The sequence below is a fragment of the Flavihumibacter sp. UBA7668 genome, from assembly GCF_002483205.1.
In the GTDB taxonomy this organism is placed as follows: domain Bacteria; phylum Bacteroidota; class Bacteroidia; order Chitinophagales; family Chitinophagaceae; genus Flavihumibacter.
Genome location: NZ_DLHM01000002.1, coordinates 224,805 through 249,729, shown reverse-complemented (window position 1 = coordinate 249,729; position 24,925 = coordinate 224,805). Strand labels below are relative to the sequence as shown.

Here is a 24,925-nt window from a genome sequence, read left to right as displayed (position 1 = left end):
ATCAGCTGTGTGCGAATTCGATTTTTTTATTCCCGTTCAAAAGATAATAACCACCAAACAAAATCAAACTGAAGAAAAGCGTTGAATAAATACCTCCCTGAAAAAAAGGAATTCCATCCTTGTAGGTTAGAAGCAGTCCTTCGAAGGTTTTTGGGTGTCCCCATCCTCCGCCAAACAGCCATACACCAAAATTTGATAGCAAAAAAAATACGGTTGGGGCAACCAGGGATGCCAATCCAACCTGTAAAACGTTGATCTTTTTTATATAGAATCCAATCACCACCATCAGGGCGAAAAGAAAATAATTCATCAACTGACCATTATAAAATCCGGCAGTTGTTGTTATACCTGCTTTATACAATGCATGATACAATAAATCACTAAGGAACATAGAAAAGATAGGTAATGCAAATGCCCATTTCCGATCCTTAATCAATGCGCCACCAAAGAGAGCCATAGCAATCTGCGGTGCAAATCCGAAAGGACGCGAAGGAATAATCCGATATACAGCAGCTACCACGATCAGCAATACAAAGGATACTATTAGTGATTTATTCAGTTTCATAATTCAATAGACTGTTATGTTAGGAACCGGCTACAAAAATAAGGGTTTTTCAATTGGCAGCACCGGGAACAGTAGCCCGGAATGCCTGACTGTCGGCCAGCGCGGCCAGAACAATTTCTGCTCCCGCTGTCAATAAAACCGATTGCCCCTTGTTCACCACCTGCTTAAAACCGGAATTCCTCTCCGTTATTGCCAGACTCCCCTCCAAAACCAGCAGAATTTCAACTGTAGCTGATTTCAATTCCATCTGCTCTCCTTTTGTTAACTCGATCAGATGCAGTTCAAAATCAGCGGCAGGTGTTAGAAACGCCTTTTCATGTGGCTGGATGCTGGTGCCATCCAGCAAATTCGGGATACAGGCCTCGAATTGAACATGTTTCAACAATTCTGGCACATCCACATATTTGGGTGTTAATCCCCCCCGTAAAACATTATCTGAATTGGCCATAATTTCCACGTTCTGCCCCTCCAGATAAGCATGCAACAAACCAGCATCCTGAAAAATTGCCTGTCCTTTTTTCATTTCAACCAGATTCAACATATAAATGCTGAAAATTCCACGATCAATCCGGCCTTTTTCATTATATGTAAGCGCAGCTCTTGCAGCCCAGAAATCCGGATTGGATTTTGGCAGTTCCCCGGCTTCATACAATGGGAGAATTCGAACCAGCAAGGGCTGCAGGTGTCGCAACACATCTGCATCAGGCATTTCCATTACCGTGCGATACAGATTCGCATAATCACCCTCTCCAAATACCGGCAACAGAAAAGCAAGCTCATTTCGTGCAGCCAGTGTTTCCCTCATTAATTGTGGATTTCTGAAACCATGCAGCAACCAGAATTCTCCAAGTGCATAAGCCAGCTCTGGTTTATGGTTATCATCCTTATAATTTCGGTTGGAAGCGGTAAGTGCAATGCCAGCTTCATTTTCCGCAGTATATCCCTTTTTGGCATTCTCAATACTTGGATGTACTTGAATGCTCAGCATATCTTTCACATCAAGCACCTTCAACAGATAAGGCAGGCGGCCGAATTGGGACTGCACTTTCGCTCCCAACAATTCAGGATGTTCCTGTAACAATGCATTCAGTGGCTTTTCACCATTCACCATGGAAGGTGCCTGAACATGCGCACCCAGCCAATACTCTGCTGATGGCTGCCCGGGCATTTGCTCACGTGATAATAAGGTTGGAATATAGGTGAAACCACCCCATTGATAGGGCTGCACCTTGCCCTCCAGATCAAATAGTTTATTTTGAATATCCATAGCGGGGCCGAAAATAAGTTAAATTAAGAATGTGGAAAACGCAAATATCAGAACAGGCAGATATGGTGAACAACAGGCTGTATTACACCTTGAAATGCTGGGCCATCAGATCCTTCATCTGAACTGGAAATACCGTCGGTGGGAAATTGATATCATTTCCTGCTTCGGTCAGGTTTTACATTTTACTGAAGTCAAAACCCGCATGGGACAAGCTTATGGATTGCCTGAAAATGCCGTGAATCATAAAAAAATGAACAGCATGCAGCGGGCTGCCGCAGCATATCTTGAACTCCATCCTCAATGGAAACGAATCAGTTTTGATATTCTAGCTATTGATTTATCAGGCGGCAATACGGATATCCGGTATTTTGAAGATATTTCCTAGCGCGCTGCCCGGCTGATCTGCACAAGCGATAGGGCTGCTTTCATCTTTTCCACCATTTTATACGTAGCCGGACAATATTCAATATTCTGTTTATGCACATGCATGTAATCGACTGCTTTCTTTTTACTCAGGTGAGGAAACCCGGCACAATCAGCCGGACGTACCTCATAGATACCACACATATTGGTTTTGATATCGAGAAATTGACAGGGCTGTTTTACATTCATCCAGTCCTTGTCCTTTTTATCAAAAAACAACCATTTTTCCTTAAAAGCATCAACGGTCATATTCAGATGGGCAGATATGCGGACCAGGTCGGTTTTGGTAAAAGTCGGACTCATTTTTTTACAGCAGTTTGCACAGGTAAGGCAATCTACTTCAGTCCAGACTTCCTGTTCTATAACGGGGGTGATTTTATCCAATCCACGGGGTCGATCATTCTCCAGCTTTGTTAGAAATCTTTTCAGTTTACGTTTGTTTTCAACGACCTGCTTTTTAAACTGTCGCAGGTTAACAGTACGGGGATTAGTCACCAGATCCATTCGTTCGCTTATTTAAGAAAACGCAATATAAAGGATTCAATGCGTTAATTTGCTGCTTATACCGGAGCAATTAAAAAATGTGGGAACCCTATAAAAAAGGATTTAAAGCCTGGCTGCGCCTGGAAAAATCACTGGCGGATCATTCCGTGGCTGCCTACCTGCATGATCTTGAGTTACTCACCCAGTTTTTGCAGCTTCAAAATCTGGCAATTTCTCCTGATAAAGTTGAAACTGTACAATTGCAGGCCTTTCTTCGCTGGATAGCGGAGTTGGGCATGACGCAGAGTTCTCAGGCCAGAATATTATCAGGTTTACGCAGTTTTTACAGGTATTGCCTGTTAGAACAAGTCACCCGTATGGATCCAACGGCCCTATTGGAAGCACCCAAATTAAAACGTGCTCTACCCGATACGCTCAGTTTCGAAGAAATTGAGCTGCTGATTGCAGCTATTGACTTAAGCAAACATGAAGGAGAACGAAACAAAGCCATCCTTGAAACCATGTACAGCTGTGGCTTACGGGTGAGCGAACTGGTTAGTTTGCAGATTTCCTGTCTGTATCTTGACAGTGGGTTCCTTCGAGTAATTGGCAAAGGCAATAAAGAAAGACTGGTTCCGATTGGAGAGAAAGCCATTAAACAGATTCAGCTTTATTTGCGGCATATCCGGGCATTTCAGGAAATAAAACCGGGTTCAGAAGACATTGTATTCCTGAACCGGAGAGGAAACAAGCTATCCAGAGTGATGATCTTTTTATTAATTAAAGACCTTGCTGCGAAGGCGGGAATCAATAAATCGATTTCACCACATACCTTTCGGCATTCTTTCGCAACCCATTTGGTAGAAGGAGGAGCTGATTTGCGGGCTGTTCAGGAGATGCTGGGACATGAAAGCATCACCACCACAGAAATATACACGCATCTTGACCGGGAGTTTTTACGAAGTACCCTTCACGAGTTTCATCCGGCCTTCCGTTCATCACTTAAATAAATCCACCATAAACAATTAGCTTCGTACCCCGTTATATTTGTCATTTTAAATCAGCTCATCATGAAAAAATTCGTTCTTGCCCTTTCAGTGGCTTTCTGTCTGTTGCAGGGAGCCCAGGCCCAGCTTAAGACTCCTCAACCGAGTCCGTCTGCTCACATAAAACAGGAATTTGCTTTGTCTTCAGTTGAAGTATCCTATTCCCGCCCGGCAGTTCGTAACCGGTCGATTTTTGGAGATCTCGTTCCTTATGGTAAAGTATGGCGTACCGGTGCCAATGGCGCTACCACCATCACCTTTGGTGAAGATGTTGAATTTGGTGGTAAAAAAGTGGCCGCAGGCAAATATGGTTTACTAACCATTCCGGGTGCTTCTGAGTGGGTGGTAATTCTTACCAAACAACTGGATGTTACGAGTCCCGCAGCTTATAAACAGGACCAGGATATAGCCCGTGTTACGGTTCGTCCCGAAACACTGCCTTTTTCGCTGGAAAGTTTTATGATTGGTTTTGACAATATTCAGGCTACCAGCATGAATATGGATATTGTGTGGGACAAAACCGTGGTTACTGTACCTATCAAAGCTAATATTGATGGTAAGATCATGGCGCAGATCAGTGAATTGGAAAAAGGAGATAAATTTCCTTATTTCCCTGCAGCTATGTACTACATGGAAAACGGTAAAGACCTGAACAAAGCGCTGGGCTGGCTGACCAAAGCAACTGAGCAAAATCCTTCTGCTTTCTGGGTCCACCACCAGCGTGCTAATTGCCTTGCAAAATTGGGTAAAAAAGCAGATGCAATTGCAGCAGCAAACAAATCCATTCAACTGGCTAAAGAAGCCAAGAATGATGATTATGTAGCGCTGAATGAAAAACTGCTGGCAACATTGAAATAACTTCACATTACAAAAAAAGAGGCCTGCTAAACAGCGGCCTCTTTTCACTTCCCACTTCTCACTTCCCACTTCCCACTTCTCACTTCTCACTTGTTATTAACCGTCCAAGATTAATAGATTTTACGGAACTGCTGCGGACAACCAACGCAGCTCAAGTACAACCGGAACCCATGAGGTTCTACACTGAACTCCCGATTTCGGGTAATCCATTCAAATTTACCGGACTGAAATCCTTCCAGGCCAGGTAGGTTTATTTCTATCATACGTGTAGACAGCCGGTCATCACTCAGCATAACTTCATATTGATTGGCGCCTGGAGAAAGCACTCCTCCATTCGCCCTGATTGTCCGGTAGGTTAGTGAGTTATCAAATAAAATAACTCTCCCTCCTTTATTAAAAAATATCAACGTATCGGAAGTATGATTAACATCTACCCAGGCACCAATCAGTTCCCGACCGCTACCAACATTTTCTTTTCCGCAGGAAGCAAGAATGCCAGCTACCAGGAGGCTTGCTATAACGCTTATTTTTTTCATGCTGCCGGGTTATTATCCCCTTGACAACGGTTTTTTCGGGAGCGTTGCATGAATCAGCATTGCCAGCAGGATTAATACCACCGCACCGATCAGGTTCAGCCACAAAAAGGCCATTTTCCCTTTCCAGAATAATAGCACAACCAGCCCTTCTGTAATTACCGCACTCCAGAAAGTAGCATGTCCACCCACCCACTTGAAGAAAAAGGCTACCAGAAAAATTCCCAGGATTACCCCATAAAAAAGTGATCCCAATACATTTACAGCTTCAATCAGACTGCCCATATTATTGGCAAATTGGGCGGTAAGTATGGAAAACACCCCCCAGGCAAGTGTATACCATTTTGACATCCGGTATTCTTCCAGAGGAGTTTGAACATTTTTAGAATACTGTTTATGGATATCAATTACGGTGCTGGAAGAAAGTGAATTCAGTGCCGCTGCAATACTTCCCCAGGAAGCGAGAAAAATCACGGCAATAAGAAGCCCCACAACCCCTTCGGGAAGATGATCCACTACAAATCGAAGAAATACATAATTGGTATCATTTACATCAGCCAGTGGAGCTGCCTTTTTTAGCGTTGATTTATATTCTTTTCGATATTCCTGCAAATCCTGCTGATTCTCTTTGAATGCCTCCACAATAGCCGGATTTTCAGGCTCTTTAATATATCGGGTAACCAATTCAGATTGCTGAGCAGCTGTCTGATTGAACGCAGATTCGATTGAATTCAATTCCTGCCTGGCACTGGCATCCACCACCTGGGTAGATACGGCCTGATTGAAGAAAATGGGTCCCTGATTAAACTGGTAAAAGGTGAACAGCAGGGCTCCAATGAGGAGAATCGCAAATTGCATGGGCACTTTTACAATTCCATTCATTAATAACCCAATCCGGCTTTCGGTTAAACTTTTTGCGGTAAGATAACGCCCCACCTGGCTCTGATCTGCACCAAAATACGACAATGCCAGAAAGAACCCTCCAATCGTTCCACTCCAGATATTATATCGATCAGACCAGTCAAAACCATTGGCTCCCTGACCGCTGGTAATTACATTCAATTTGCCCATTTGTCCGCTCACCTTCAACGCATCAATAAATCCGATTCCCTCAGGTAAGAGATGCACCATCATATAGGCCGCGATAAACATGCCTGAGAATATTATGATCAATTGCAATTGTTGGGTATATGCTACCGCTTTTGCTCCTCCGGTTACGGTATAGATAATGAGAAGTCCGCCCATGAAAATATTGGTCATATAAATATTCCATCCGAGAAGGGAGGATAGAATAATGGAAGGTGCGTATATACTGATTCCTGTGGAGAGTCCGCGACTAATTAAAAAGAGGAAAGAAGTGAAGGTTCGGGTTTTTTTATCAAATCGCTGCTCCAGGTATTCATAGGCGGTATATACTTTAAGCCGATGAAATATAGGAACGAAAAAAATGGAAATTACCACCATTGCTATTGGCAGTCCAAAATAATATTGAACAAACCGCATGCCATCATCGAATGCCTGGCCAGGTGCTGAAATAAAGGTAACAGCACTTGCCTGGGTACCCATTATGCTGAGCAAGACCATATACCAGGGCAGGGATCGGTTGCTGAGAAAATATCCATCCAGATTTTTGCTGGTGGCGCTTCGGTAAAGACCGTAAAAAATGATCCCACAAAGCACCACGATCAATATGGCCCAATCGATTGTACTCATGAAAAATAGCGGGTAAAAAAGTGAAAGGCTATAATCTGTGCAGCAAGGAAGACAAGTACAAAAATGTACCAGGCTTTCCAGCTCCTGAACACGGGTATTTTTTCCATATGACTCATTTTTCTTCTTTCACCCGACCGGTGGCACCGGTCGGGTGAAAGTTATTTTTTGCGACTGGAGATGAGGCCTGCACTAAGCAGACCAATACCCAGACCGATTAATAATCCGATATGTACACGTTTGATAAAAATGCCGATAATCAGGCCGATGGCGATGGCCAGCCCAATCCCGATATCTCTTCTGCTGTTTGAATTTGCTGCCATCTTAAAATTGTTTTTTCTGATTGAGCCCGATCAGGTTGGCAAGAAGCCGATATGAACCTGAAACACCAGCCGGCAACTGACGAAAAAAAACGAGTCCGGTATAAGTGAAATAACCTTTGCCGAATTTTGCGATGATCAGGCTACCCTCTTCTGATTTCTCATCCGGATCATTCATTGATAAAATAGTTTCAAACCGGCTGTCAAAATCTGACGCATGGTAAATGCTTCGCTCCTGTTTCCAGCCTTCAAAATCCTTTAACGTTATTTTATTCGGAAAATTCAACACTGCATGTGTTGGATTTACAAATTTAACAGGGGCATTTTCATCGGTTATACGAGTACGTGAAATATTGAAATTATACGGACCGATTTTCGATTTTATGGAACCCAGCTGATTCGAGGTATTGTATTGAACAATCATATTTCCCCCAGCTTCCACATAGGCCATCAGTTTGGAATAATGATTGGAGAGCGATTCCATTACATTATAGGCGCGCACGCCGGTTATGATGGCATCCAGCTTATTGAGATTGTATCCGCCCAAAGTAGCCTCATCCAGATGTACAACAGTATAGCCCATTTGTTCCAGCGCTTCGGGAATAGCATCACCCGAGCCGGGTATATATCCAATCGTTTTACCCACTACTTTGATCTCTTCATTTATAACAGCCAGACTGGTTGGTAGAAAATAGTGAGCAGTTGGAATATGATCGTACTGAATCAGTTTTAATCCATTATTATACCGAACACTTTTATTCGGTTCTCTTAATTCCACCCAGGGATAAATTTTATCAGGCGCTTTTGCATTGAATAATGTATCAAGAGGAAGCACTACAGATTGCAAGGTGTTTTTCTGCAATGGCAGTCGATAGGACAAACTTTTCTGATTGTTGCGATCACCTGTCATCAAATCAAATACAAAACGACCGTTGGCTGTATCCCGCTGGCGATAGCTTTTATAAAACAAATGCAGTGATTGGGGATGTTTCGGAACAAGGTTATTTAAAACCACGGCTGGCGAAACACCCAAAGCTATAGGTGATACCACTAAAACAGGTTGATAGATCTCTCCTTTAACCGGATCGGTATGTTTGTATTGAAGTGGAATTCGCTGACGAAATAAGGTTGTACCAACTTTATACCGGAGTTCAATATCATCCCATTTTAATTCCGCTTTTCCGATGAGCTCCTGTTGTTTAACAGTAAAACTTCCGGTATCCATTTGTTCGCGCAACCAATAGGGTTGTGTTTTATTAAAGTCTTCAGTAACCAGACGGGTGATCCGTTTATTGAGGTACTCGTTATTGGAGGCAAGTGTTGCGATCTGAAAACTGGTATCTTCCAGCTCTATTGATAAATCGCTAACAGGATAGGCACTGGTATTAATAATATTGAAATTGATCTGCAGAGAATCGCCGGTTACCGCAATCTGCTGATTGGCCACCGCCTCTGCATAAAAACCCAGACAGGCATTGAGGAGCGCCTGGATTTCAGTTTTCTTTTTATCCTTCCAGTAATAATCGCGAACAGTTAAATCAACCTGGTTGTATAATTTAACCAGACCAGGAACGGAAGCATCGGGTTTTAAGGAATTGAATTGCTGGATTAGTGAATCAATTGCCACATTAATATGTGCTGCCTGAATCCGCGACCAGTCGGTGCTTACACCATCAAAAAGATCATTGGTGAGTGGAACACCATCGGTATGGGAAAAATATTCAAATTGTTTGCCGCGTTGCGCAGGAACACCAAAACCCTGACTTTTATGCTGGCTCCTGCTTTCAGCAGAAATTTCACCATACCCTTTTCCCAACAACGGATTAAATTTTCCGACATCAATTTTATACTGATCTTCCAGTTGAGTGTTAACCGATCCAAAATTATAGGTATTCCAAAGAATTCGTTTTACCTGCCAGGGCTCAGTTAAAACAAACTGTTCCGGAAATCGTTTGGGATCTGCAGCTGCTTTAAACGCTTCGATAGCCAGTGCGGCGGAAGCGGAATGATGACCGTGTCCGGCCCGGTTATCGGGAGGGAAACGGGTTATGATCACATCCGGCTTGAAACGACGAATCACCCACACCACATCCGACAGGATTTTTTCTTTGTTCCAGGTGCGAAGTGCTTCATCGGTGGATTTTGAAAACCCGAAATCAAATGCCCGGGTGAAAAATTGTTCTGCACCATCAATCCGCCGGGCAGCCAGTAGTTCCTGAGTGCGAATCAATCCAAGGGAAACACCCTGCTCCTCACCGATCAGGTTTTGTCCGCCATCACCCCGCGTTAGTGAAAGATAACCAGTACGCAGTTTCCGTTCATTTGCCAGATAAGCGAGCAGGCGGGTATTTTCATCATCAGGATGAGCCGCGATATACAATACGGCACCTACCACACGTAATTTTTGCATGCCCTGCAGAATATCCGCAGAGGACAATGTTTTTGGTTTTTGTGCTGTAACAGCAAGGGAAATAAAACCACACCATACAATGGTGAGTAAATGTTTAATCATAATATCATCAGTGGAAAATTGAAAATACAAAACTTCACCGGTCGGGTGGCACCCGACCGGTAAAACTCTTATTGTCCTGTTAAAAAAACGGCATTGCTTAACAGAAGTTTGCCATTTTCCCAGAAACTGCGGAAAATCGGATTGTCTGCAAAATAGATAACCTGACCGCGCCCCATATCCTGCGCCCCGATTAAAAGTCCGTCGTTCAGTTTGGTACGGATTTCACTTCCAGCAAATCCGCTGATATAATTATCGCGTTTGATAATACCTACATTCCAGCCATCCTCTTTGAAAAACTCATACATATTTCCGTCCTGTTTCAAGCTGTAGTAAAATGCGGGATATCCAAATCCAAGTGGATGGGAATTATCCAGTTCCAACCGAAAAATGGACCCCGGCATACTGTTCACCAGCCAGTCGCGTTCCCTGTTTTCGTATTTTTTCAGCACAGAATAATCGGATTTATTGTCGGATTTTTTTTCATCGGCCTCTTTGAGTTTGATTCCCCAATCACTCTTGGCCATTTGTGCAACTGCATTTTCAAGAGCGATAATCTTTCCACCTCTGCGAACCCATGATTTTAGTTCGTCATTGGTTTCTTTGCGGGGGAAAAATTCGTGATTACCATCCGGAAGAATAAGGACATCAAATTTATTCAAACCCTCTCTTAAAAAATCATTGGCACTAATAACTGTAACCGGGTATTTCAATTGTGTATCGAAGAAATGCCATAGTTCACCAAACCCTAGGGACGATATATTTTCCCCTGCCAGTAAAGCTACCTTGGGTTCATTGATAATTCGAACACTGCTTGATCCGAAATCATAGCCTTTATCAACAAAACCCGATGGAACTGAATATACTTTGGAACCGCTTGCTTTTGCAATATTCTCCACTTCCTGCTGGATCGACTTGCCTGCATTGGCGGCTTTTGTTATCAGCAATGATCCTTTTTCAAATGTTTGATTACCGATTTGAAAAGCTTGTTCAGTATAGCGAACCTTCAATCCCTTTTGTAAAGCCGCAGATAAGAATTTTGCACTGTGTAATCCATCCCATTTGATCGCATAGGCATATGCGTTAGGCAGAACGGCTACTGATGTTTCAGCCGGAGCAGCTTTGGTAGTATTGGTAATGAAGTTTGCTACACCATAAGTTTTTAATCCATATACATAGGGCATGGACCAGGCCGTTATATCATAAGTAGCAGAATCAGTAATGGTCGAACTGCGTTCAAATAATACTTTGATCAGATTTCCTTTTGACTGATTGAGATTGATCACTATATCACCTGGTTCTGATTTGAACCCCTCCTGTTTACCGGTGAAATAATTGAGTCCGTTTAAGTTGGCAGCAGCCGCGTAAGCCCAGTCAATCTGGTTTTTATCCATCAATTGAGTTAACCGGCTAACGCGATCCGTACCGTCATTTTTAATAACCCATGATTTAAATTCACCAGCCGGTTTATTGATTACATTATTGAAATAAGATCTGAATTCTTTCACTACACGGGTTGCATTTGCTGCGGTGATCTCTACAGTGCTTAATCCGGTTGTGTAATGATGCAGCGCGCGATCTACCAGCGTAAGTGTATCGCCATCTTCGTTGATTATGCCTAGTCCGGCTCTGATCCCACCCTGCTCATAGGTCATCCCGATGGAACCATTGTAGGTTGGATAAGTATCCCCATAAGAGGGATAAAACAAATCGAATCGTTCTTTTGTAAAGTACAACCATCCTTCCTGATCGAAATAACGGGCGTGATTTTTACCGATCATGGTTTGGAATTCCCGCTGCCAGGGCGTAATCACTTCATGAAATGGTTCCGCGGCAGGTGCGAAATAATACGGTTCGTTTATTCCCTGCTCATGAAAATCAACATGCACCTGTGGCAGCCAGTTATTGTATACTTTAATACGGTGCTGACTTTCTTTCTGTGTTTGCCAGGCCCAGTCACGGTTCAGATCAAAATTATAATGGTTACTTCTTCCACCGGGCCAGGGTTCGCGATGCTCACGAGCCAGGGGTTGCGGATTGATGGTTTCCCCAATAACAGTGGTATACCAGTTGACATAACGGTCACGGCCGTCCGGATTCAGGCAGGGATCAATGAGTACCACGGTGTTTTGTAACCACTGTTGAGTTTTGGTGTTTGCCGGATTCACCAGATCATAGGCGGTTAGCATGGCGGCTTCAGAAGAGGAGGTTTCATTCCCGTGCACATTATAGCTCAGCCAAACAATTGCGGGAGCCGTTTCATTTGGTGCAGCACGATCACGTGTGGCATTGGCGAGGCGCAGGTTATTCATTCGAATGGCTTCTATATTGGACAAATTCTTTGCACTGGCGATGGTTGCCAGCAACAAGGGCCGGCCTTCATTCGTTTCACCATACTGTTCCAGCTTCATTTGTTGTGACGCTTCTTTTGCCAGGTGCTGAAAATACAGCACAATTTTATAATGCGGGGTATATTTCGTACCCACCTTATACCCTAAAAACTGTTCCGGCGATTTCAATTGTGCCTGCAGGCCAGCTACCAATAAGATAAATCCAACCAAACAAATTATTCTTCTCATATATATGTGTTGTACAATTTTAGTTCCGAAGCTAAGAAATTCTTCCTTCACCCGACCGGTGCCACCGGTCGGGTGGCACCGGTCGGGTGAAAAAGGTGAAAACACCAGTCAATTTTGGGTGTTCGTCACCTTTACTTGCTCTATGGAATAGTAGAAGTTTGTTAAATGAGTACAAATACTAAAATTATTGAACCTGGCTTATTTTATCACATTTGTAATAGAGCTGTTGGTAATGAACTCCTTTTTCAAAAACATTCAGATTATAAAAATTGGCTTGAAGATATGTCAAGAATTATTCTTCCGGTTAGTGATTTACATGCATTTTGTTTGATGAGTAATCATTACCATTTGCTGGTAAAAACAAAAGAATCTATGGAAGTTAACCAGTTTAGTTTTGCAATTAATAAGCTCCAAAGTATTCATGCAAAACGTTACAATTATCAATACTCTAGAAAAGGAAGTTTATTTATAAGCCCATTCAATCGAATAGCAATTGATAATGATGCACAATTAGCATGGGCATTCTGGTATATACACAGAAATCCTTTACACCATGGAATCACTGAAAACTGGCAGGATTACCCATATTCCTCTTTTAAACATTATCAGAATAATCAGACTGGATTTCTAACAACAGATTATATGTTAGATTTTTTCGGCGGCTTAAACTATATGAATCACCACCATTCGCTTTTAGCAGAATCCTATTCACATCAGTTCAAAGCCTTCTCATTGGAGTAAGGTTCACCCGACCGGTGCCACCCGACCGGTGGCACCGGTCGGGTGGCAGGAATTTCCTATTTTCGGGTGATGAAGATTAGATTATTAGGCGTCTTCGCAGGATGTATTGGAACACTCACCCTACAGGCGCAAACGACCTTAACTCCCTTTTCATACAGCATTCAGAAAACAGTTACCGGCAAAAACGGCGCAGTTGTTTCAGCGCATCCGCTGGCCAGCCAGGCGGGACTATCGATCCTGCAAAAAGGGGGCAATGCAATTGATGCCGCCATCGCCACACAACTGGCATTGGCTGTCGTTTACCCGGGTGCAGGCAACCTCGGCGGAGGCGGTTTCCTTGTGGCGCACCTTGCCAACGGACAACAACTCACCCTTGATTACAGAGAAAAAGCCCCGGCCAAAGCCCACCGCGATATGTACCTGAATGAAGATGGCAGTCCCAATCTTACCAAGAGCCAACAGGGGCACCTGGCAGCCGGTGTACCCGGAACCGTAGCCGGCTTATGGCAATCGCATCAATACGGAAAGCTCCCCTTTCCCACACTCGTTCAACCGGCAATCGAACTCGCGGCAAATGGATTTGTACTCACAGAAGAAGAAGCTACCAGTCTAAATTCAAATCAAAAGGATTTTCAAAACAATAATACCCAACCTACCGTTTTCATCCGATCCCAACCCTGGAAAGCGGGCGATACCCTTATTCAAAAAGAGCTCGCTGCTACGCTTATCCGTATCCGTGATAAAGGACGAAACGGTTTTTATAAAGGCAAAACAGCCCGACTTATTGTCGCAGAAATGAAACGCGGCAATGGCATCATCAGCAAAAAAGACCTCAAAAACTATCAGGCAAAAAACCGCACCCCCAGCTTTACCAAATACAAGGAATTTGAAATACTTACTATGTCGTTGCCGAGCAGCGGTGGCGTTTTGTTGCCTATGATGTTGCAGATGACGGAACAATTTCCAATCAGCCAATATGGATTTCATTCACTCGAAGCCGTTCAACTCATGACGGAAATCGAACGGCTTGCGTATGCAGACCGCGCTAAGTACCTTGGTGATCCCGATTATTTCAAAGTGCCTGTCAATCAACTGCTGAGCAAGGACTATATCCAGCAGCGCCTTCGTTTGTTCCAACCCGGAAAAGCCGGGAACAGCAAGGATATTGGAGAAGGCTCCGTACAGAAGGAATCCGAAGAGACCACGCATCTCAGTGTTTACGACAAAGAAGGAAACGCCGTAGCAGTTACCACCACCCTCAACGGCGGATATGGATCCAGTACCGTAGTAGGCGGAGCTGGCTTCCTGCTCAATAATGAAATGGACGATTTCAGTGTAAAACCCGGAGTACCCAATATGTACGGCGCAGTTGGCGGAGAAGCCAATGCCATCGTGCCCGGCAAAAGAATGCTTAGTTCCATGACGCCCACTATCGTACTGAAAAAAGGAAAGCCCTACATCATTACCGGAACCCCGGGTGGAACCACAATTACAACTTCGGTTTATCAAACCCTGCTGAACATATTAGAATTCAATCTCGATGCACCAACGACTGTAAATGCACCCAAATTTCATATGCAATGGTTGCCCGATGTCATTTACACCGAGCCAGGTTTTTCTGAAGATCTGATCAAAAAACTCGAAAACATTGGTTATACCATTCGCAAAAGAGGTCCCATTGGCCGAACTGAACTTATCCTGATCAAGGAGGATGGCAGCTTCGAAGCAGTGGGTGATAAACGTGGTGATGATGCCGCACTCGCATATTGAGATCGCATCAGCAAAAACCAACAAAAAACCTACCATGAACGCAGCCCAGCTTTATCTCGAAAGCATCCGCAAACAATTCAATAATTACAAATCCTTAGGGGACAACTGTTTCACGCAATTAAGCGAAGAAGAACTCAATCTTGCGCCTGCCCCGGGCTCCAACAGCATTGCAATAATCGTGCGGCATATGCACGGCAACCTGTTGAGTCGTTTTACCAACTTTCTTACGGAGGACGGAGAAAAACCCTGGCGTCAGCGCGACCAGGAATTTTCGGAGGACCAGCCCATGCGCCCAAGCCAACTCCTGCAATTATGGAATGAAGCCTGGACCTGCCTTTTCAACACACTGGATGCACTTCAACCCGATGATCTCACTAAAACCGTAACCATCCGAACCGAACCACACAGTGCTCTGGATGCCATCAACAGACAGCTCGCCCATCATGCCTCCCATGTGGGACAAATCATATTAATAGCAAAAATGTATAAACAAGCCAATTGGCAGTCACTTTCCATACCAAAAGGAGAATCGCGTTCATTCAACGAAAAAATGGCGCAAAAACACGGATGAACTTGCATAAACTAAATATTACCACTTATTTTGTCTTATCCAATCCTGTTCAATTCCGTCCAGTTCCATAGAGAAACCATAAAATACCCTTTTAAAACAATTATTTTATGGTTATTCGTATCGTACCCATAGCTCTTTTGCTATTAGCTTCTTCTATTGTCTTTGCCCAACCTGTTCAATGGAATTTCAGGACGGGATGGCATACCAGCTCAGCCCAAATCATCGACAAATCAAGCAGCAAAAAATCACCGTCGAACCACCTGAACGGACTATCCACGGCCCTAGGAATCAAAGTAGAATTTGATAATCAATTGTATTTTAGTCCACGTGTGCAATACAGCCTACATGGATTTGAATTAGCGGGTTCCAAAAATGACCCTGCCGTTCAATATCGGCTGCATTATATTGAATTCCCGATCCTGCTTCAACTGGATTTCACTAAGAAGAACCAGGGGTTTTTTGCGTCTTTCGGGCCGTCTGTTGGTGGTGCTATCACAGGTTCAACCACAAAAGAAGGCCAGAAATCACCGCTGCGTTTTGGTATGACACAATACAATCGGATTAATATTGATGCAATGGCCCAAATAGGTTATGGGTTTAGAAACGGATTATCCATTGATGCCGCCTATACTTACGGCCTGACTAGTATTACCAATGGCGATGAATTGCCGATTATCCGGATGGCACAATTGGGTCTGGGACTCTCCTATCGCTTTGCAGGAAAATCAGCTCAGAAATAACGCAGGGGGTTCCGTTTCCGGTCGTATATATAATGTTTTATATTCATCCAGAAAGCTGCGATGGTATAAAATATGATAGGAGATCCCATGGTGAGCAGGGATATATACATAAAGTATTTACGGATGGTGGCAGGGGCGATCCCCATTTTTTCTCCTATATAGGAGCAAACGCCAAACACATGCCATTCTATAAAGTGTTTGAAGTTCTTCATAGTACCAAATTAGCAAATTCTGACAAATACACTCGTAAAAGGTTAAAAACAAATCGGTTTTATCGGTAATTTCGCGGTGATTTCACCGAGAAACCGAAATAGCAAACCTCAAACATACTTTAGTTATGGTTTTTGACCTCGAGATGATTAAAAAAGTGTACGCCCAGTTTCCTGGCAGGGTAAATGCTGCCCGTCAGGTGGTTGGTCGTCCGCTCACCCTTACTGAAAAGATTTTATATGCCCACCTCTGGCAGGGAGATGCTACCCAGGCATTCGAAAGAGGAAACAGTTATGTAGACTTTGCACCTGACCGCGTAGCCATGCAGGATGCCACCGCTCAGATGGCACTGCTGCAGTTTATGCAGGCCGGCCGTGATAAAGTGGCTGTTCCTTCAACGGTGCACTGTGACCACCTTATCGTTGCAAAGGACGACTCCAAAACGGACCTGGTACGGGCTGTAAATGAGAGTAAGGAAGTGTACGATTTTCTCGCTTCGGTTTCCAATAAATATGGAATCGGCTTCTGGAAGCCAGGGGCTGGTATCATACATCAGGTTGTTCTTGAAAACTACGCCTTTCCCGGTGGCATGATGATCGGAACAGACTCGCATACCGTAAACGCCGGTGGACTTGGTATGATTGCCATAGGTGTGGGTGGTGCTGATGCCTGTGATGTGATGAGCGGACTGGCATGGGAACTGAAAATGCCCAAACTGATTGGTGTAAAACTGACCGGTAAATTAAATGGATGGGCAGCCCCCAAGGATGTAATCCTGAAAGTTGCCGGCATTCTGACCGTTAAAGGCGGTACCGGTGCTGTTGTTGAATATTTTGGCGAAGGCGCAACCAGCATGAGTTGTACCGGCAAAGGCACCATTTGTAATATGGGTGCTGAAATAGGCGCCACCACTTCCACTTTCGGCTATGATGAAAGCATGAGCCGTTATCTGCAATCAACCGGACGGGCTGATGTTGCTTCACTGGCAGACGGAATTCGTGAACACCTCACAGCTGACCCCGAAGTATATGCGAATCCCGAACAATATTTTGACCAGGTAATTGAAATCAATCTGAGCGAATTGGAACCGCATCTGAACGGACCTTTCACACCGGATCTGGCTACACCGATTTCCAAAATGAAGGAAGAGGCAGCCAAAAACGGATGGCCCACAAAAGTGGAAGTTGGCCTGATCGGTTCCTGTACCAACTCTTCCTATGAAGATATCAGTCGCGCTGTTAGCCTGGCTCGCCAGGTTGCTGAAAAAGGGTTGAAAACCAAAGCAGAATTCACGATTACACCAGGTTCAGAACTGGTTCGATATACGATTGAGCGCGATGGTTTTCTGAGTACATTCGACCAGATTGGTGCCAAGGTTTTTGCCAATGCCTGTGGTCCATGTATCGGGATGTGGGATCGGATGGGTGCAGAAAAGCAGGAAAAAAACACCATCGTTCATTCCTTTAACCGGAATTTTGCGAAAAGAGCGGATGGGAACCCCAACACGTATGCCTTTGTAGCTTCTCCGGAGCTGGTAACTGCATTGGCCATTGCAGGTGATCTGACCTTCAACCCCCTTACCGATACGCTTACCAATGAAAAAGGCGAACAGGTGAAACTGGATCCGCCTACAGGATACGAGCTTCCTCCTACCGGTTTTGCAGTGGAAGATGCCGGATACCAGGCTCCTGCAGCAGATGGAAGCGGGGTTCAGGTACTGGTTGATCCAGCATCTAAACGTCTTCAGTTATTGGATCCATTCCCGGCCTGGGAAGGAACGGATCTGAAAGGCTTAAAACTCCTCATCAAAGCAAAAGGAAAATGTACAACAGATCATATCTCTATGGCAGGACCATGGTTGAAATTCCGCGGCCATCTTGATAATATCAGTAATAATCTGCTGATTGGTGCGGTGAATTTCTTTAATGAAAAAACCGATACCGTAAAAAATCAGTTGTCCGGCGAGTACGGTCCGGTTCCGGCTACCCAACGAGCCTATAAAGCCGCTGGCATCGGAACAATAGTTATTGGTGATGAAAATTATGGAGAAGGATCCAGCCGTGAACATGCAGCTATGGAACCCCGTCACCTTGGAGTACGTGCCGTTCTGGTTAAAAGTTTTGCCCGAATTCACGAAACCAACCTGAAAAAACAAGGGATGCTGGGATTGACCTTTGCAGACAAGAATGATTACGATAAAATTCAGGAGAACGATACAATTGATATTATCGGGTTAACCAGTTTCACACCCGGACAGCCATTGCAACTGGTTTTACACCATGCGGATGGAAGTTCTGAAACCATTCTGGCTAACCATAGCTACAATGAACAACAAATCGAATGGTTTAAGGCAGGTGCCGCGCTGAATATTATTCGCCGGCAATTTGTAGGATAACGATTATTTAATACATGATAAAAAGGGCTGTAAACGCGGTTTACAGCTCTTTTTTTACCCATTGACCCTGGCCCGAACATAGTAAAAACACTTATTTTTCGCCGTACTATTTCGGTTTATCAACTAAATGGTTAACTTTATCCACACTTTCCCATTACTCTGCAGTAGCTTACTCTGTCTCCAATATCAATCCTTATTACCACCGTATCCAATATCTCCTAAGCCCATTATTTATTATTGACAACTAAAACATTGTTGTGAAGAACTTAATAGTATTATTACTACTAGTAAGCTGTGCTGCTTATGGCCAAAATGGTGTCGTATTTTATGATCCCTGCGAATCCGCTCCTCAGTATGGCTGGGGAAATCCTTATCCTAATAATTTTTGGAGTGGTAAAACAGGAGATGATGCTAAAACAAGCTTTTCTGTTTCCAGTGAAATAAGCCGTGCTGGCAATACCTCTTACCGTTTTGAAATCAGACGCGATGGCACTTCCCATTTAAATGATAATTTCCGTCAGAATCAACTGATTTATAATTTTCTTCCTGCCGGGACCAATGCAACGGAGGCCGGCAATATGGGGCAGGCAGCCGCTACCAACCGTACGCCAATGGATCTCCGATGGATAAAAGTATCCACACTGGTTCCCGCTAATTATCTGCCAAATTCTTACCCTGTTTCAATTGGTCTGATGCTTAAAAACATCCCGGACGATTATGCAACCCCGCAGGATCTGGTACTTCAAAACGGACAATATAATTTTCATGTGGTAACATGGAATAATGGAATACCAAGCAGTCAGTCTATTTATATAGGTGATGTTCAACCAGGAATTTGGGAAGATTGGGCAGTTGAAAGAAATTATACCCAATCCGCTGATGGCTTTGTAAGATTGTATCGTTATGGAAAACTTGTAGCAAATGTGACTGGTCCGAACTGGCCATCCAACAATGCCGTTTATGCGAAAGAACCCTATTTAAAAATTGGCGCATCCAATAGTGGCTGGGCGGCAAATATCAATGAAGTAATTGGAAACAACCCTGCTGAACTGGCTCCTGTTGTGTTATTTGTAGATGAAATAAAATTTGGAACATCAGCGGCCGCTCCTTCAGAATTTATCACCGTTCAGAATCCACAGGAACCCGAAGAACCAGAGGAACCACTTCCTTTACCCAGTTATATTTTTTATGATAACTGTGAAATCCCGGGCATGCCATATCTTACTATGGATTACAATCTTCAGCCACCTGTTCAGTGGGCCCATTTCCAGGGTGATCCTTCCGTAAGTTCAGTAATTAGAAGTGGTGAACAAAAAAGAGCAGGAGGCTTTGCTTATAAATTTGAATTGAATGATGGTCCGGGTAACAGCTGGCCTTTCTATAAATCCGAATTGGTATGGAATTTCCTGCCTTCAGGATCTCCATTGGGAATTCTTGGAAATACAGATGCATTTAGTCGTCCCACTATTGGATTAAGATGGATGGCCGCATCTACTTTTATCCCATCTTACAATACGGATTTCAATACACCTACGAGCATATTATTCAATACAAAAGCAGTGGATGATGACTGGCCGCAACCGAATGCATTATGGATGGAAAATGGCCGTTATAAATTTGTACTGACAAGAGTTGGGCCTAACGGCACCACGCAAACGAATAATACGGATGTTGGGCCCGTTGTAAAAGATGTTTGGGAAGACTGGGTGCTTAACAGAAATTATACCAGTGCTGATTCAGGTTATGTTCGATTATATAAAAACGGACAACTCGTATTTGAATACCTGGGTGGTAACTGGAAAGACGATGCCTTCCACAGTAAGGAACCATATGTTCAGATGGGAATCTATAAATGGGCTTTTGGAAACAACTGGGCAATACGTCCGGATGCTTCAAAAATCACACTATTTATCGATGAGATCAAATTTGGAAATGTCTCTAACCGACTGGAGGATTTTGCTGTAAAAGCTGCAGCCAATATACCGCCGGTTTCAAATGCAGGACCTGATCAAACCATGAATATTCCTTCAACCAGAACCCAACTCACCGGGATTTCAACAGATGCAGATGGGACAGTTTATTCCAAGGTCTGGAGAAAAATTAGCGGTCCGGCTGGTGGAGATATTTCCGACTCCGTTCAAAACACCATTACCATCACCAATCTGGAGCCGGGTACCTATACTTATCGGTTCCTGGTTACCGATGACAACAATGCATTAACAACAGATGACGTTATCGTTAATGTATTACCGCCGGTGCTTACAATGGTAAACTATAATCGCTTTGGAGGCGGATCCGGTCAGCCGGCAACAAATGTTTGGAAAGGAGGAAGCCTGCCCAACTCTACTGTTGCTGCAGCCGCTCAACCACTTAATGGAGATTTTTCAATGCAGGTAACAATAGGCAGACAATCTGCAGGAGCATTTGTAGCTATTGATACGGACGATACGTTACAGCATATTTATACACAAGGTCAAATCTGGATGGGCGTAGCGAATAATCGATTGTATGCCGGTGATTATCCGGGTTGGTTCCTGTATCGGTTAACGGATGCTGTTGTTACGACTGGTGATTTTATCCGGATCCGTCGCCAGGGAGACAGTTTCTTGCTTGAGTACTCCAAAAACAACGGAGTTAGCTGGCAATTAGCCTATACATACCTGTATCGTTCAACACGTACAATGTGGGCAAAAGCAACATTTGACAACCTGAATTCAACCATTTATTACCCTGCTATCATTTCGGGTAGCGGAACCGCCAGTCAGGCTGATCAGCTGGCAGGTCCTATGGAGTCGGGGGAACTTGCTAATACATCAACAACCAGGATTCAGCCAAACCCGGCAAATCAGTGGGTACAGGTAATTATTGGAAATGAATTTGCTGACGGAAAACTGCACCTTCAGGTATTTGACAATGCAGGGAAACTGATGAATCGTCAATTCACAAATTTTCAAACGGGACAAACATTGAAAATTGAAACTAAAAACTGGAAGAGCGGATCTTATTTCCTCCTGATCAGAGATGAAAAAGGGAATCAGGTCCAACATAAAATAGTGGTGGTTCATTAGACCCAATACGGGAAAAATACCCCCTGATATACCGTTATAAGACGGGGTAAAAATAGCGGCAATGCCGCTATTTTTACTTATGGGATGAACTCAATCGATTTACCAGTAACCATTACCTTACCTATTTTATCCACAACTGATACTGATTTTGCTGCAGTTAATTTGTTTTCATTCCAACCTGCCTTGCGCAGGTTTTTTATTTAATTACGGGAAAAATGCCCCCTTATTCTGTGTATTATCCCCTTGTTCCACCTGCAGCCAGCCAATAATTTTGAATTCTAAACAGGTTTGGTCGGTCATGGTTGTGGTTGTCCCGGACACCACAGCCTTACCGGCTTAAACTCCCTGAACTATGTATGAAAAGATTACTTGACCTTTCTGTTCACTCCATTCCCTGGCTGATGTTAATCCTTGCTGGACTGACACTGATAACAATGGTTATTGTGCTGATGCAAAAAAAACAACAAGACAGAGATATGAACCAAAATGATTAATTTCTTATTGTGCTTACTCCATGCTTCCCAGGGTGCGTACCTGTACAAACCCTGGTTTTTAACCGCTCACATTAATAACCTCAATAAGTCTACTATGAAGAATGTATTCATCCTGTTGCTAAGTGTTCTGGTAATGGCCTCCTGTAAATCAACCAAACCAATTACAATTCCGGCGGACGAAAAACATATTGCAGTAAAAATAACAGCAGAACAGGCCGCCGAATATGAAAGAAACTACCAGGCAGATCCCGATTTCAAGAAAACATTTAGGAATGGGATGTACCTTCCGGTTTCAGTTTTGGATGATCTTAGAAAATCGATTGGCATTGAAGGAATTGCTATATACTATGGCAAAGATCCTGAGTTTGCAAGTCCGGTTTTTATTCTATACGCAACCAAAACAACCCCAACATCACAACAGGGGAAATCTTCAGGTGAAGGAGAAGTAATTTATAAAGTATATTACCCTTGTCCTACCATCTGTGGAAAGTAAATGATTTAAACCCCCGGAAAAACGGAATGAATTATTGGACTACAACACTTATTAAATTTTCGGTAATTGGAACTGGAATAGCCATAGGATTTGCGAGAGAAAAAAAATTAAATCGCACCAACTATAACTTCCTGATCTTTCTCGTTGTAGCTGCCGGTGGGGAGCTGCTGGACTGGCTGCTGGCTTATTATTATAAACATAATTTTGTTTATTACCATGTATTTCGCCCCCTGTTTTATACCCTTATAACCCTGGCCCTGGCAGAAGAACTGGGCCGAATGAAAAGAAGTTTTCGGCTATCCATATTCTTTGTATGGATAGCCGCTTACTTCAATGCAAAATACCTTCAGCCTCCGGACGATTCCCTCAATACCGTAATTATCAGTTTAACATGTCTGCTACATATTCTGCAGGTCCTGTTTTATATTGCCCGATTATTTGACCAATATAACTGGAATGAAACCATTTACCGGCACAGTTTCTGGATTGCAATAGGGATTTTACTTCATTCTATCATTTCATTTCTTACACTTGGGTTACACAATGTTTTGGGTGGCGATGGTCAAAAACTCGTTACTAATTTTCTGATTGTTTCAGAATGGTTATTTTATGCTTCCTTTGCTGTTAACATGCTGGTTCAAAAACCTGCACAGGCAGAATAAGCAGATCTCATGAATGCCAGTCAATTCGAAATTATTTATACAATGGCGGCAGCTGTCATTATCATGCTGGCGCTCAGTGGATTTGTAGTATATCTGATTCTCTCCAGTCAAAAAAGAAGAATCCGGCTCCAACATGAACAGCAACACATGAAGGAATCATATGAAAAAGAAGTACTGACTACACAAATTGAAAGTCGTGACCAAACCCTTCGGGATATAAGCCAGGAAATTCATGATAATATGGGGCAGCTTCTTAGTGTTGCCCGTATCAACCTGAATATTCTGGAAAAGGAGTTGGAAGAGCATACCAGTTTTAAAAGAATCAAAGACACGAATCAGATTCTGGCGGATGTAATAAAATATATCCGTATGCTTTCCAAAGGACTCAATTCCGACATGTTATCCAGCTATGGCTTGCGTGAATCTATTAAATTTGAACTGGACCGTATTGCACAGACGGCCATGATCAGTACTCGTTTCGAAACGGAAGGGGATGACTTTCTGATTGATGAAAAAAAAGAAATTATTTTGTACCGGATGATTCAGGAAATTCTGAACAATATCCTCAAACATGCCAATGCAACAGAGATTTTAATCCGGATGAATTATACTGCCACTTATTTTATGTTGAACATTTCTGATAACGGAAAAGGGTTCAGCAAAGAAGAAGCAGGATCAAAATCCATTAAAGAAGCAGGTTCCGGTTTAAAAAACCTGGAAAAAAGAGCTCAATTGGTTGGAGCATCCATTCAAATAGAAACCAGTCCGGGTCAGGGAACTTCCATTCATATTCTTTTACCGAAACAAATCAATCATGCTACCAATTAATCAACCTGTATATAATGTAGCCATAGCTGACGATCACCGGTTAATCGCTGAATCCTTATCACATCTGATCAATGATTCACCAGAATTCACTGTAATACTGCTTGCCAATAATGGCAAACTTCTCATTGAATCCTTAAAAACAGCAACTGTAGCGCCTGACATCTGTATCCTTGATATTAATATGCCCGTGATGAACGGAGTGGAAACCGCCCGCGAAATTAGTAAACTGTTTCCGGAAATAAAATTACTCGCCCTCAGCATGAACGACGATGAAGCCTCTGTAATTCAAATGATCCGCGCGGGCTGCAGGGGTTATCTACTCAAGGATTGCACCCAGGCAGAATTACATCGCGCATTGAGTGAAATTCTCGTAAAAGGATTTTATTACAGCGACTTTGTGACTGGGAAACTTGTTCATACCATTCACCGTGAAGAAAAGAACATTGAACCTGCCGTCCGACCCTCAGAGCGAGAAATGGAATTTATCAAATATGCAGCTTCTGAAATGACCTATAAAGAAATTGCACTCACCATGAAACTGAGCGAACGTACTATTGATGGATATCGCGAAGCTTTGTTTGAAAAATTACAAGTAAAAAGCCGGGTTGGCCTGGTTCTATTCTCCATTCGCGCGGGCTGGGTTAATGCAAATTAGAATCT

Annotated in this window: 23 protein-coding genes; 14 read left to right on the top strand and 9 right to left on the bottom strand. The window is 43.3% G+C overall.

Translation table 11 applies throughout. From position 1 onward, the window contains the following. Position 1: 1 nt before the first annotated feature. Together B2746_RS04695 and manA are read right to left on the bottom strand one after the other, a co-directional pair. Complete coding sequence (locus B2746_RS04695) at positions 2 to 565, bottom strand: DUF6580 family putative transport protein (RefSeq protein WP_290791492.1); 564 nt, start codon at positions 563 to 565, stop codon at positions 2 to 4. Positions 566 to 614: 49 nt separating this feature from the next. Then, on the bottom strand, positions 615 to 1,832 hold the full coding sequence (manA, locus tag B2746_RS04690; RefSeq protein WP_290791490.1) for a mannose-6-phosphate isomerase, class I: 1,218 nt from the start codon (positions 1,830 to 1,832) through the stop codon (positions 615 to 617). Between the two features lie 31 nt (positions 1,833 to 1,863). On the opposite strand from manA, the gene B2746_RS04685 reads away from it, so the two are divergent. Further along, positions 1,864 to 2,217 carry a YraN family protein gene (locus tag B2746_RS04685; protein WP_290791466.1) on the top strand — a complete coding sequence of 118 codons (354 nt, stop codon included), beginning with the start codon at positions 1,864 to 1,866 and terminating at the stop codon, positions 2,215 to 2,217. Here B2746_RS04685 and B2746_RS04680 read toward each other — a convergent pair. Beyond that, positions 2,214 to 2,759: a YkgJ family cysteine cluster protein gene (locus tag B2746_RS04680; RefSeq protein WP_290791464.1), complete on the bottom strand. Its 546-nt coding sequence runs from the start codon at positions 2,757 to 2,759 to the stop codon at positions 2,214 to 2,216. The two genes, B2746_RS04685 and B2746_RS04680, sit on opposite strands and share 4 nt — an antisense overlap. A gap of 77 nt (positions 2,760 to 2,836) precedes the next feature. Here B2746_RS04680 and xerD point away from each other — a divergent pair, with 77 nt between their 5' ends. Beyond that, entirely contained in the window at positions 2,837 to 3,748 is a 912-nt protein-coding gene (gene xerD, locus B2746_RS04675) for a site-specific tyrosine recombinase XerD (protein WP_290791462.1), read from the top strand. A 60-nt stretch (positions 3,749 to 3,808) separates the two neighbouring features. Further along, a complete protein-coding gene (locus B2746_RS04670; protein WP_290791460.1) occupies positions 3,809 to 4,642 on the top strand; it encodes a DUF2911 domain-containing protein in 834 nt (277 codons plus the stop codon). Positions 4,643 to 4,752: 110 nt separating this feature from the next. Here B2746_RS04670 and B2746_RS04665 read toward each other — a convergent pair whose 3' ends face one another. The 5 genes from B2746_RS04665 to B2746_RS04645 form a co-directional block, all read right to left on the bottom strand. Beyond that, complete coding sequence (locus B2746_RS04665; protein ID WP_290791458.1) at positions 4,753 to 5,178, bottom strand: hypothetical protein; 426 nt, start codon at positions 5,176 to 5,178, stop codon at positions 4,753 to 4,755. 12 nt (positions 5,179 to 5,190) lie between these two features. Beyond that, positions 5,191 to 6,888, bottom strand: a complete 1,698-nt coding sequence (locus tag B2746_RS04660) for a sodium:solute symporter family transporter (RefSeq protein WP_290791456.1) — start codon at positions 6,886 to 6,888, stop codon at positions 5,191 to 5,193. A gap of 158 nt (positions 6,889 to 7,046) precedes the next feature. After that, positions 7,047 to 7,208: a hypothetical protein gene (locus B2746_RS04655; RefSeq protein ID WP_290791454.1), complete on the bottom strand. Its 162-nt coding sequence runs from the start codon at positions 7,206 to 7,208 to the stop codon at positions 7,047 to 7,049. A 1-nt stretch (position 7,209) separates the two neighbouring features. After that, a complete protein-coding gene (locus B2746_RS04650; RefSeq protein WP_290791452.1) occupies positions 7,210 to 9,717 on the bottom strand; it encodes a PIG-L family deacetylase in 2,508 nt (835 codons plus the stop codon). Positions 9,718 to 9,785: 68 nt separating this feature from the next. Then, positions 9,786 to 12,293: a M14 metallopeptidase family protein gene (locus B2746_RS04645; protein WP_290791450.1), complete on the bottom strand. Its 2,508-nt coding sequence runs from the start codon at positions 12,291 to 12,293 to the stop codon at positions 9,786 to 9,788. Positions 12,294 to 12,458: 165 nt separating this feature from the next. Here B2746_RS04645 and B2746_RS04640 point away from each other — a divergent pair, with 165 nt between their 5' ends. From B2746_RS04640 to B2746_RS04625, 4 genes are all read left to right on the top strand, one after another. Continuing rightward, entirely contained in the window at positions 12,459 to 13,034 is a 576-nt protein-coding gene (locus B2746_RS04640; protein WP_290791448.1) for a transposase, read from the top strand. 69 nt (positions 13,035 to 13,103) lie between these two features. Beyond that, positions 13,104 to 14,804 carry a gamma-glutamyltransferase gene (gene ggt, locus B2746_RS04635; RefSeq protein WP_290791446.1) on the top strand — a complete coding sequence of 567 codons (1,701 nt, stop codon included), beginning with the start codon at positions 13,104 to 13,106 and terminating at the stop codon, positions 14,802 to 14,804. Between the two features lie 34 nt (positions 14,805 to 14,838). After that, positions 14,839 to 15,375 carry a DUF1572 family protein gene (locus B2746_RS04630; protein WP_290791444.1) on the top strand — a complete coding sequence of 179 codons (537 nt, stop codon included), beginning with the start codon at positions 14,839 to 14,841 and terminating at the stop codon, positions 15,373 to 15,375. Between the two features lie 107 nt (positions 15,376 to 15,482). After that, the gene (locus B2746_RS04625) at positions 15,483 to 16,115 is read left to right on the top strand and encodes a porin family protein (protein WP_290791442.1); all 633 of its coding nucleotides are present in this window, start codon (positions 15,483 to 15,485) and stop codon (positions 16,113 to 16,115) included. Here the strand turns inward: B2746_RS04625 and B2746_RS04620 are convergent. Further along, positions 16,106 to 16,327 carry a PspC domain-containing protein gene (locus tag B2746_RS04620; protein WP_290791440.1) on the bottom strand — a complete coding sequence of 74 codons (222 nt, stop codon included), beginning with the start codon at positions 16,325 to 16,327 and terminating at the stop codon, positions 16,106 to 16,108. The genes B2746_RS04625 and B2746_RS04620 overlap by 10 nt on opposite strands. Positions 16,328 to 16,452: 125 nt before the next feature. Between B2746_RS04620 and B2746_RS04615 the strand changes: the two genes are divergently transcribed. The 7 genes from B2746_RS04615 to B2746_RS04585 all read left to right on the top strand — a co-directional run bounded on the left by B2746_RS04615 (position 16,453) and on the right by B2746_RS04585 (position 24,920). After that, positions 16,453 to 18,720 (top strand): aconitate hydratase, encoded by a 2,268-nt coding sequence (locus tag B2746_RS04615; protein ID WP_290791438.1) that lies wholly within the window; start codon positions 16,453 to 16,455, stop codon positions 18,718 to 18,720. Positions 18,721 to 18,977: 257 nt separating this feature from the next. Continuing rightward, complete coding sequence (locus B2746_RS04610) at positions 18,978 to 21,788, top strand: heparin lyase I family protein (RefSeq protein ID WP_290791437.1); 2,811 nt, start codon at positions 18,978 to 18,980, stop codon at positions 21,786 to 21,788. Between the two features lie 356 nt (positions 21,789 to 22,144). Continuing rightward, positions 22,145 to 22,282, top strand: a complete 138-nt coding sequence (locus B2746_RS04605; protein WP_290791435.1) for a hypothetical protein — start codon at positions 22,145 to 22,147, stop codon at positions 22,280 to 22,282. Positions 22,283 to 22,376: 94 nt separating this feature from the next. Then, entirely contained in the window at positions 22,377 to 22,775 is a 399-nt protein-coding gene (locus B2746_RS04600) for a hypothetical protein (RefSeq protein WP_290791433.1), read from the top strand. A gap of 26 nt (positions 22,776 to 22,801) precedes the next feature. Continuing rightward, complete coding sequence (locus B2746_RS04595) at positions 22,802 to 23,437, top strand: hypothetical protein (RefSeq protein ID WP_290791431.1); 636 nt, start codon at positions 22,802 to 22,804, stop codon at positions 23,435 to 23,437. A 9-nt stretch (positions 23,438 to 23,446) separates the two neighbouring features. Then, positions 23,447 to 24,265 (top strand): sensor histidine kinase, encoded by an 819-nt coding sequence (locus B2746_RS04590; RefSeq protein ID WP_290791429.1) that lies wholly within the window; start codon positions 23,447 to 23,449, stop codon positions 24,263 to 24,265. Then, positions 24,252 to 24,920 (top strand): response regulator transcription factor, encoded by a 669-nt coding sequence (locus B2746_RS04585; RefSeq protein ID WP_290791427.1) that lies wholly within the window; start codon positions 24,252 to 24,254, stop codon positions 24,918 to 24,920. Before B2746_RS04590 ends, B2746_RS04585 begins: the two co-directional genes overlap by 14 nt. The last annotated feature ends 5 nt before the right edge of the window (positions 24,921 to 24,925 follow it).

What these genes read in the sequence shown, in the direction of transcription:
- B2746_RS04600 (WP_290791433.1), top strand. Translation starts at nt 22,377, where the DNA reads ATGAAGAATGTATTCATCCTGTTGCTAAGTGTTCTGGTAATGGCCTCC.
- B2746_RS04625 (WP_290791442.1), top strand. Translation starts at nt 15,483, where the DNA reads ATGGTTATTCGTATCGTACCCATAGCTCTTTTGCTATTAGCTTCTTCT.
- B2746_RS04655 (WP_290791454.1), bottom strand. Translation starts at nt 7,208, where the DNA reads ATGGCAGCAAATTCAAACAGCAGAAGAGATATCGGGATTGGGCTGGCC.
- ggt (WP_290791446.1), top strand. Translation starts at nt 13,104, where the DNA reads ATGAAGATTAGATTATTAGGCGTCTTCGCAGGATGTATTGGAACACTC.
- B2746_RS04665 (WP_290791458.1), bottom strand. Translation starts at nt 5,178, where the DNA reads ATGAAAAAAATAAGCGTTATAGCAAGCCTCCTGGTAGCTGGCATTCTT.
- B2746_RS04605 (WP_290791435.1), top strand. Translation starts at nt 22,145, where the DNA reads ATGAAAAGATTACTTGACCTTTCTGTTCACTCCATTCCCTGGCTGATG.
- B2746_RS04670 (WP_290791460.1), top strand. Translation starts at nt 3,809, where the DNA reads ATGAAAAAATTCGTTCTTGCCCTTTCAGTGGCTTTCTGTCTGTTGCAG.
- B2746_RS04650 (WP_290791452.1), bottom strand. Translation starts at nt 9,717, where the DNA reads ATGATTAAACATTTACTCACCATTGTATGGTGTGGTTTTATTTCCCTT.
- B2746_RS04695 (WP_290791492.1), bottom strand. Translation starts at nt 565, where the DNA reads ATGAAACTGAATAAATCACTAATAGTATCCTTTGTATTGCTGATCGTG.
- B2746_RS04640 (WP_290791448.1), top strand. Translation starts at nt 12,459, where the DNA reads ATGAGTACAAATACTAAAATTATTGAACCTGGCTTATTTTATCACATT.
- B2746_RS04660 (WP_290791456.1), bottom strand. Translation starts at nt 6,888, where the DNA reads ATGAGTACAATCGATTGGGCCATATTGATCGTGGTGCTTTGTGGGATC.
- B2746_RS04620 (WP_290791440.1), bottom strand. Translation starts at nt 16,327, where the DNA reads ATGAAGAACTTCAAACACTTTATAGAATGGCATGTGTTTGGCGTTTGC.
- B2746_RS04645 (WP_290791450.1), bottom strand. Translation starts at nt 12,293, where the DNA reads ATGAGAAGAATAATTTGTTTGGTTGGATTTATCTTATTGGTAGCTGGC.
- B2746_RS04630 (WP_290791444.1), top strand. Translation starts at nt 14,839, where the DNA reads ATGAACGCAGCCCAGCTTTATCTCGAAAGCATCCGCAAACAATTCAAT.
- B2746_RS04615 (WP_290791438.1), top strand. Translation starts at nt 16,453, where the DNA reads ATGGTTTTTGACCTCGAGATGATTAAAAAAGTGTACGCCCAGTTTCCT.
- B2746_RS04680 (WP_290791464.1), bottom strand. Translation starts at nt 2,759, where the DNA reads ATGGATCTGGTGACTAATCCCCGTACTGTTAACCTGCGACAGTTTAAA.
- B2746_RS04585 (WP_290791427.1), top strand. Translation starts at nt 24,252, where the DNA reads ATGCTACCAATTAATCAACCTGTATATAATGTAGCCATAGCTGACGAT.
- B2746_RS04595 (WP_290791431.1), top strand. Translation starts at nt 22,802, where the DNA reads ATGAATTATTGGACTACAACACTTATTAAATTTTCGGTAATTGGAACT.
- xerD (WP_290791462.1), top strand. Translation starts at nt 2,837, where the DNA reads ATGTGGGAACCCTATAAAAAAGGATTTAAAGCCTGGCTGCGCCTGGAA.
- manA (WP_290791490.1), bottom strand. Translation starts at nt 1,832, where the DNA reads ATGGATATTCAAAATAAACTATTTGATCTGGAGGGCAAGGTGCAGCCC.
- B2746_RS04590 (WP_290791429.1), top strand. Translation starts at nt 23,447, where the DNA reads ATGAATGCCAGTCAATTCGAAATTATTTATACAATGGCGGCAGCTGTC.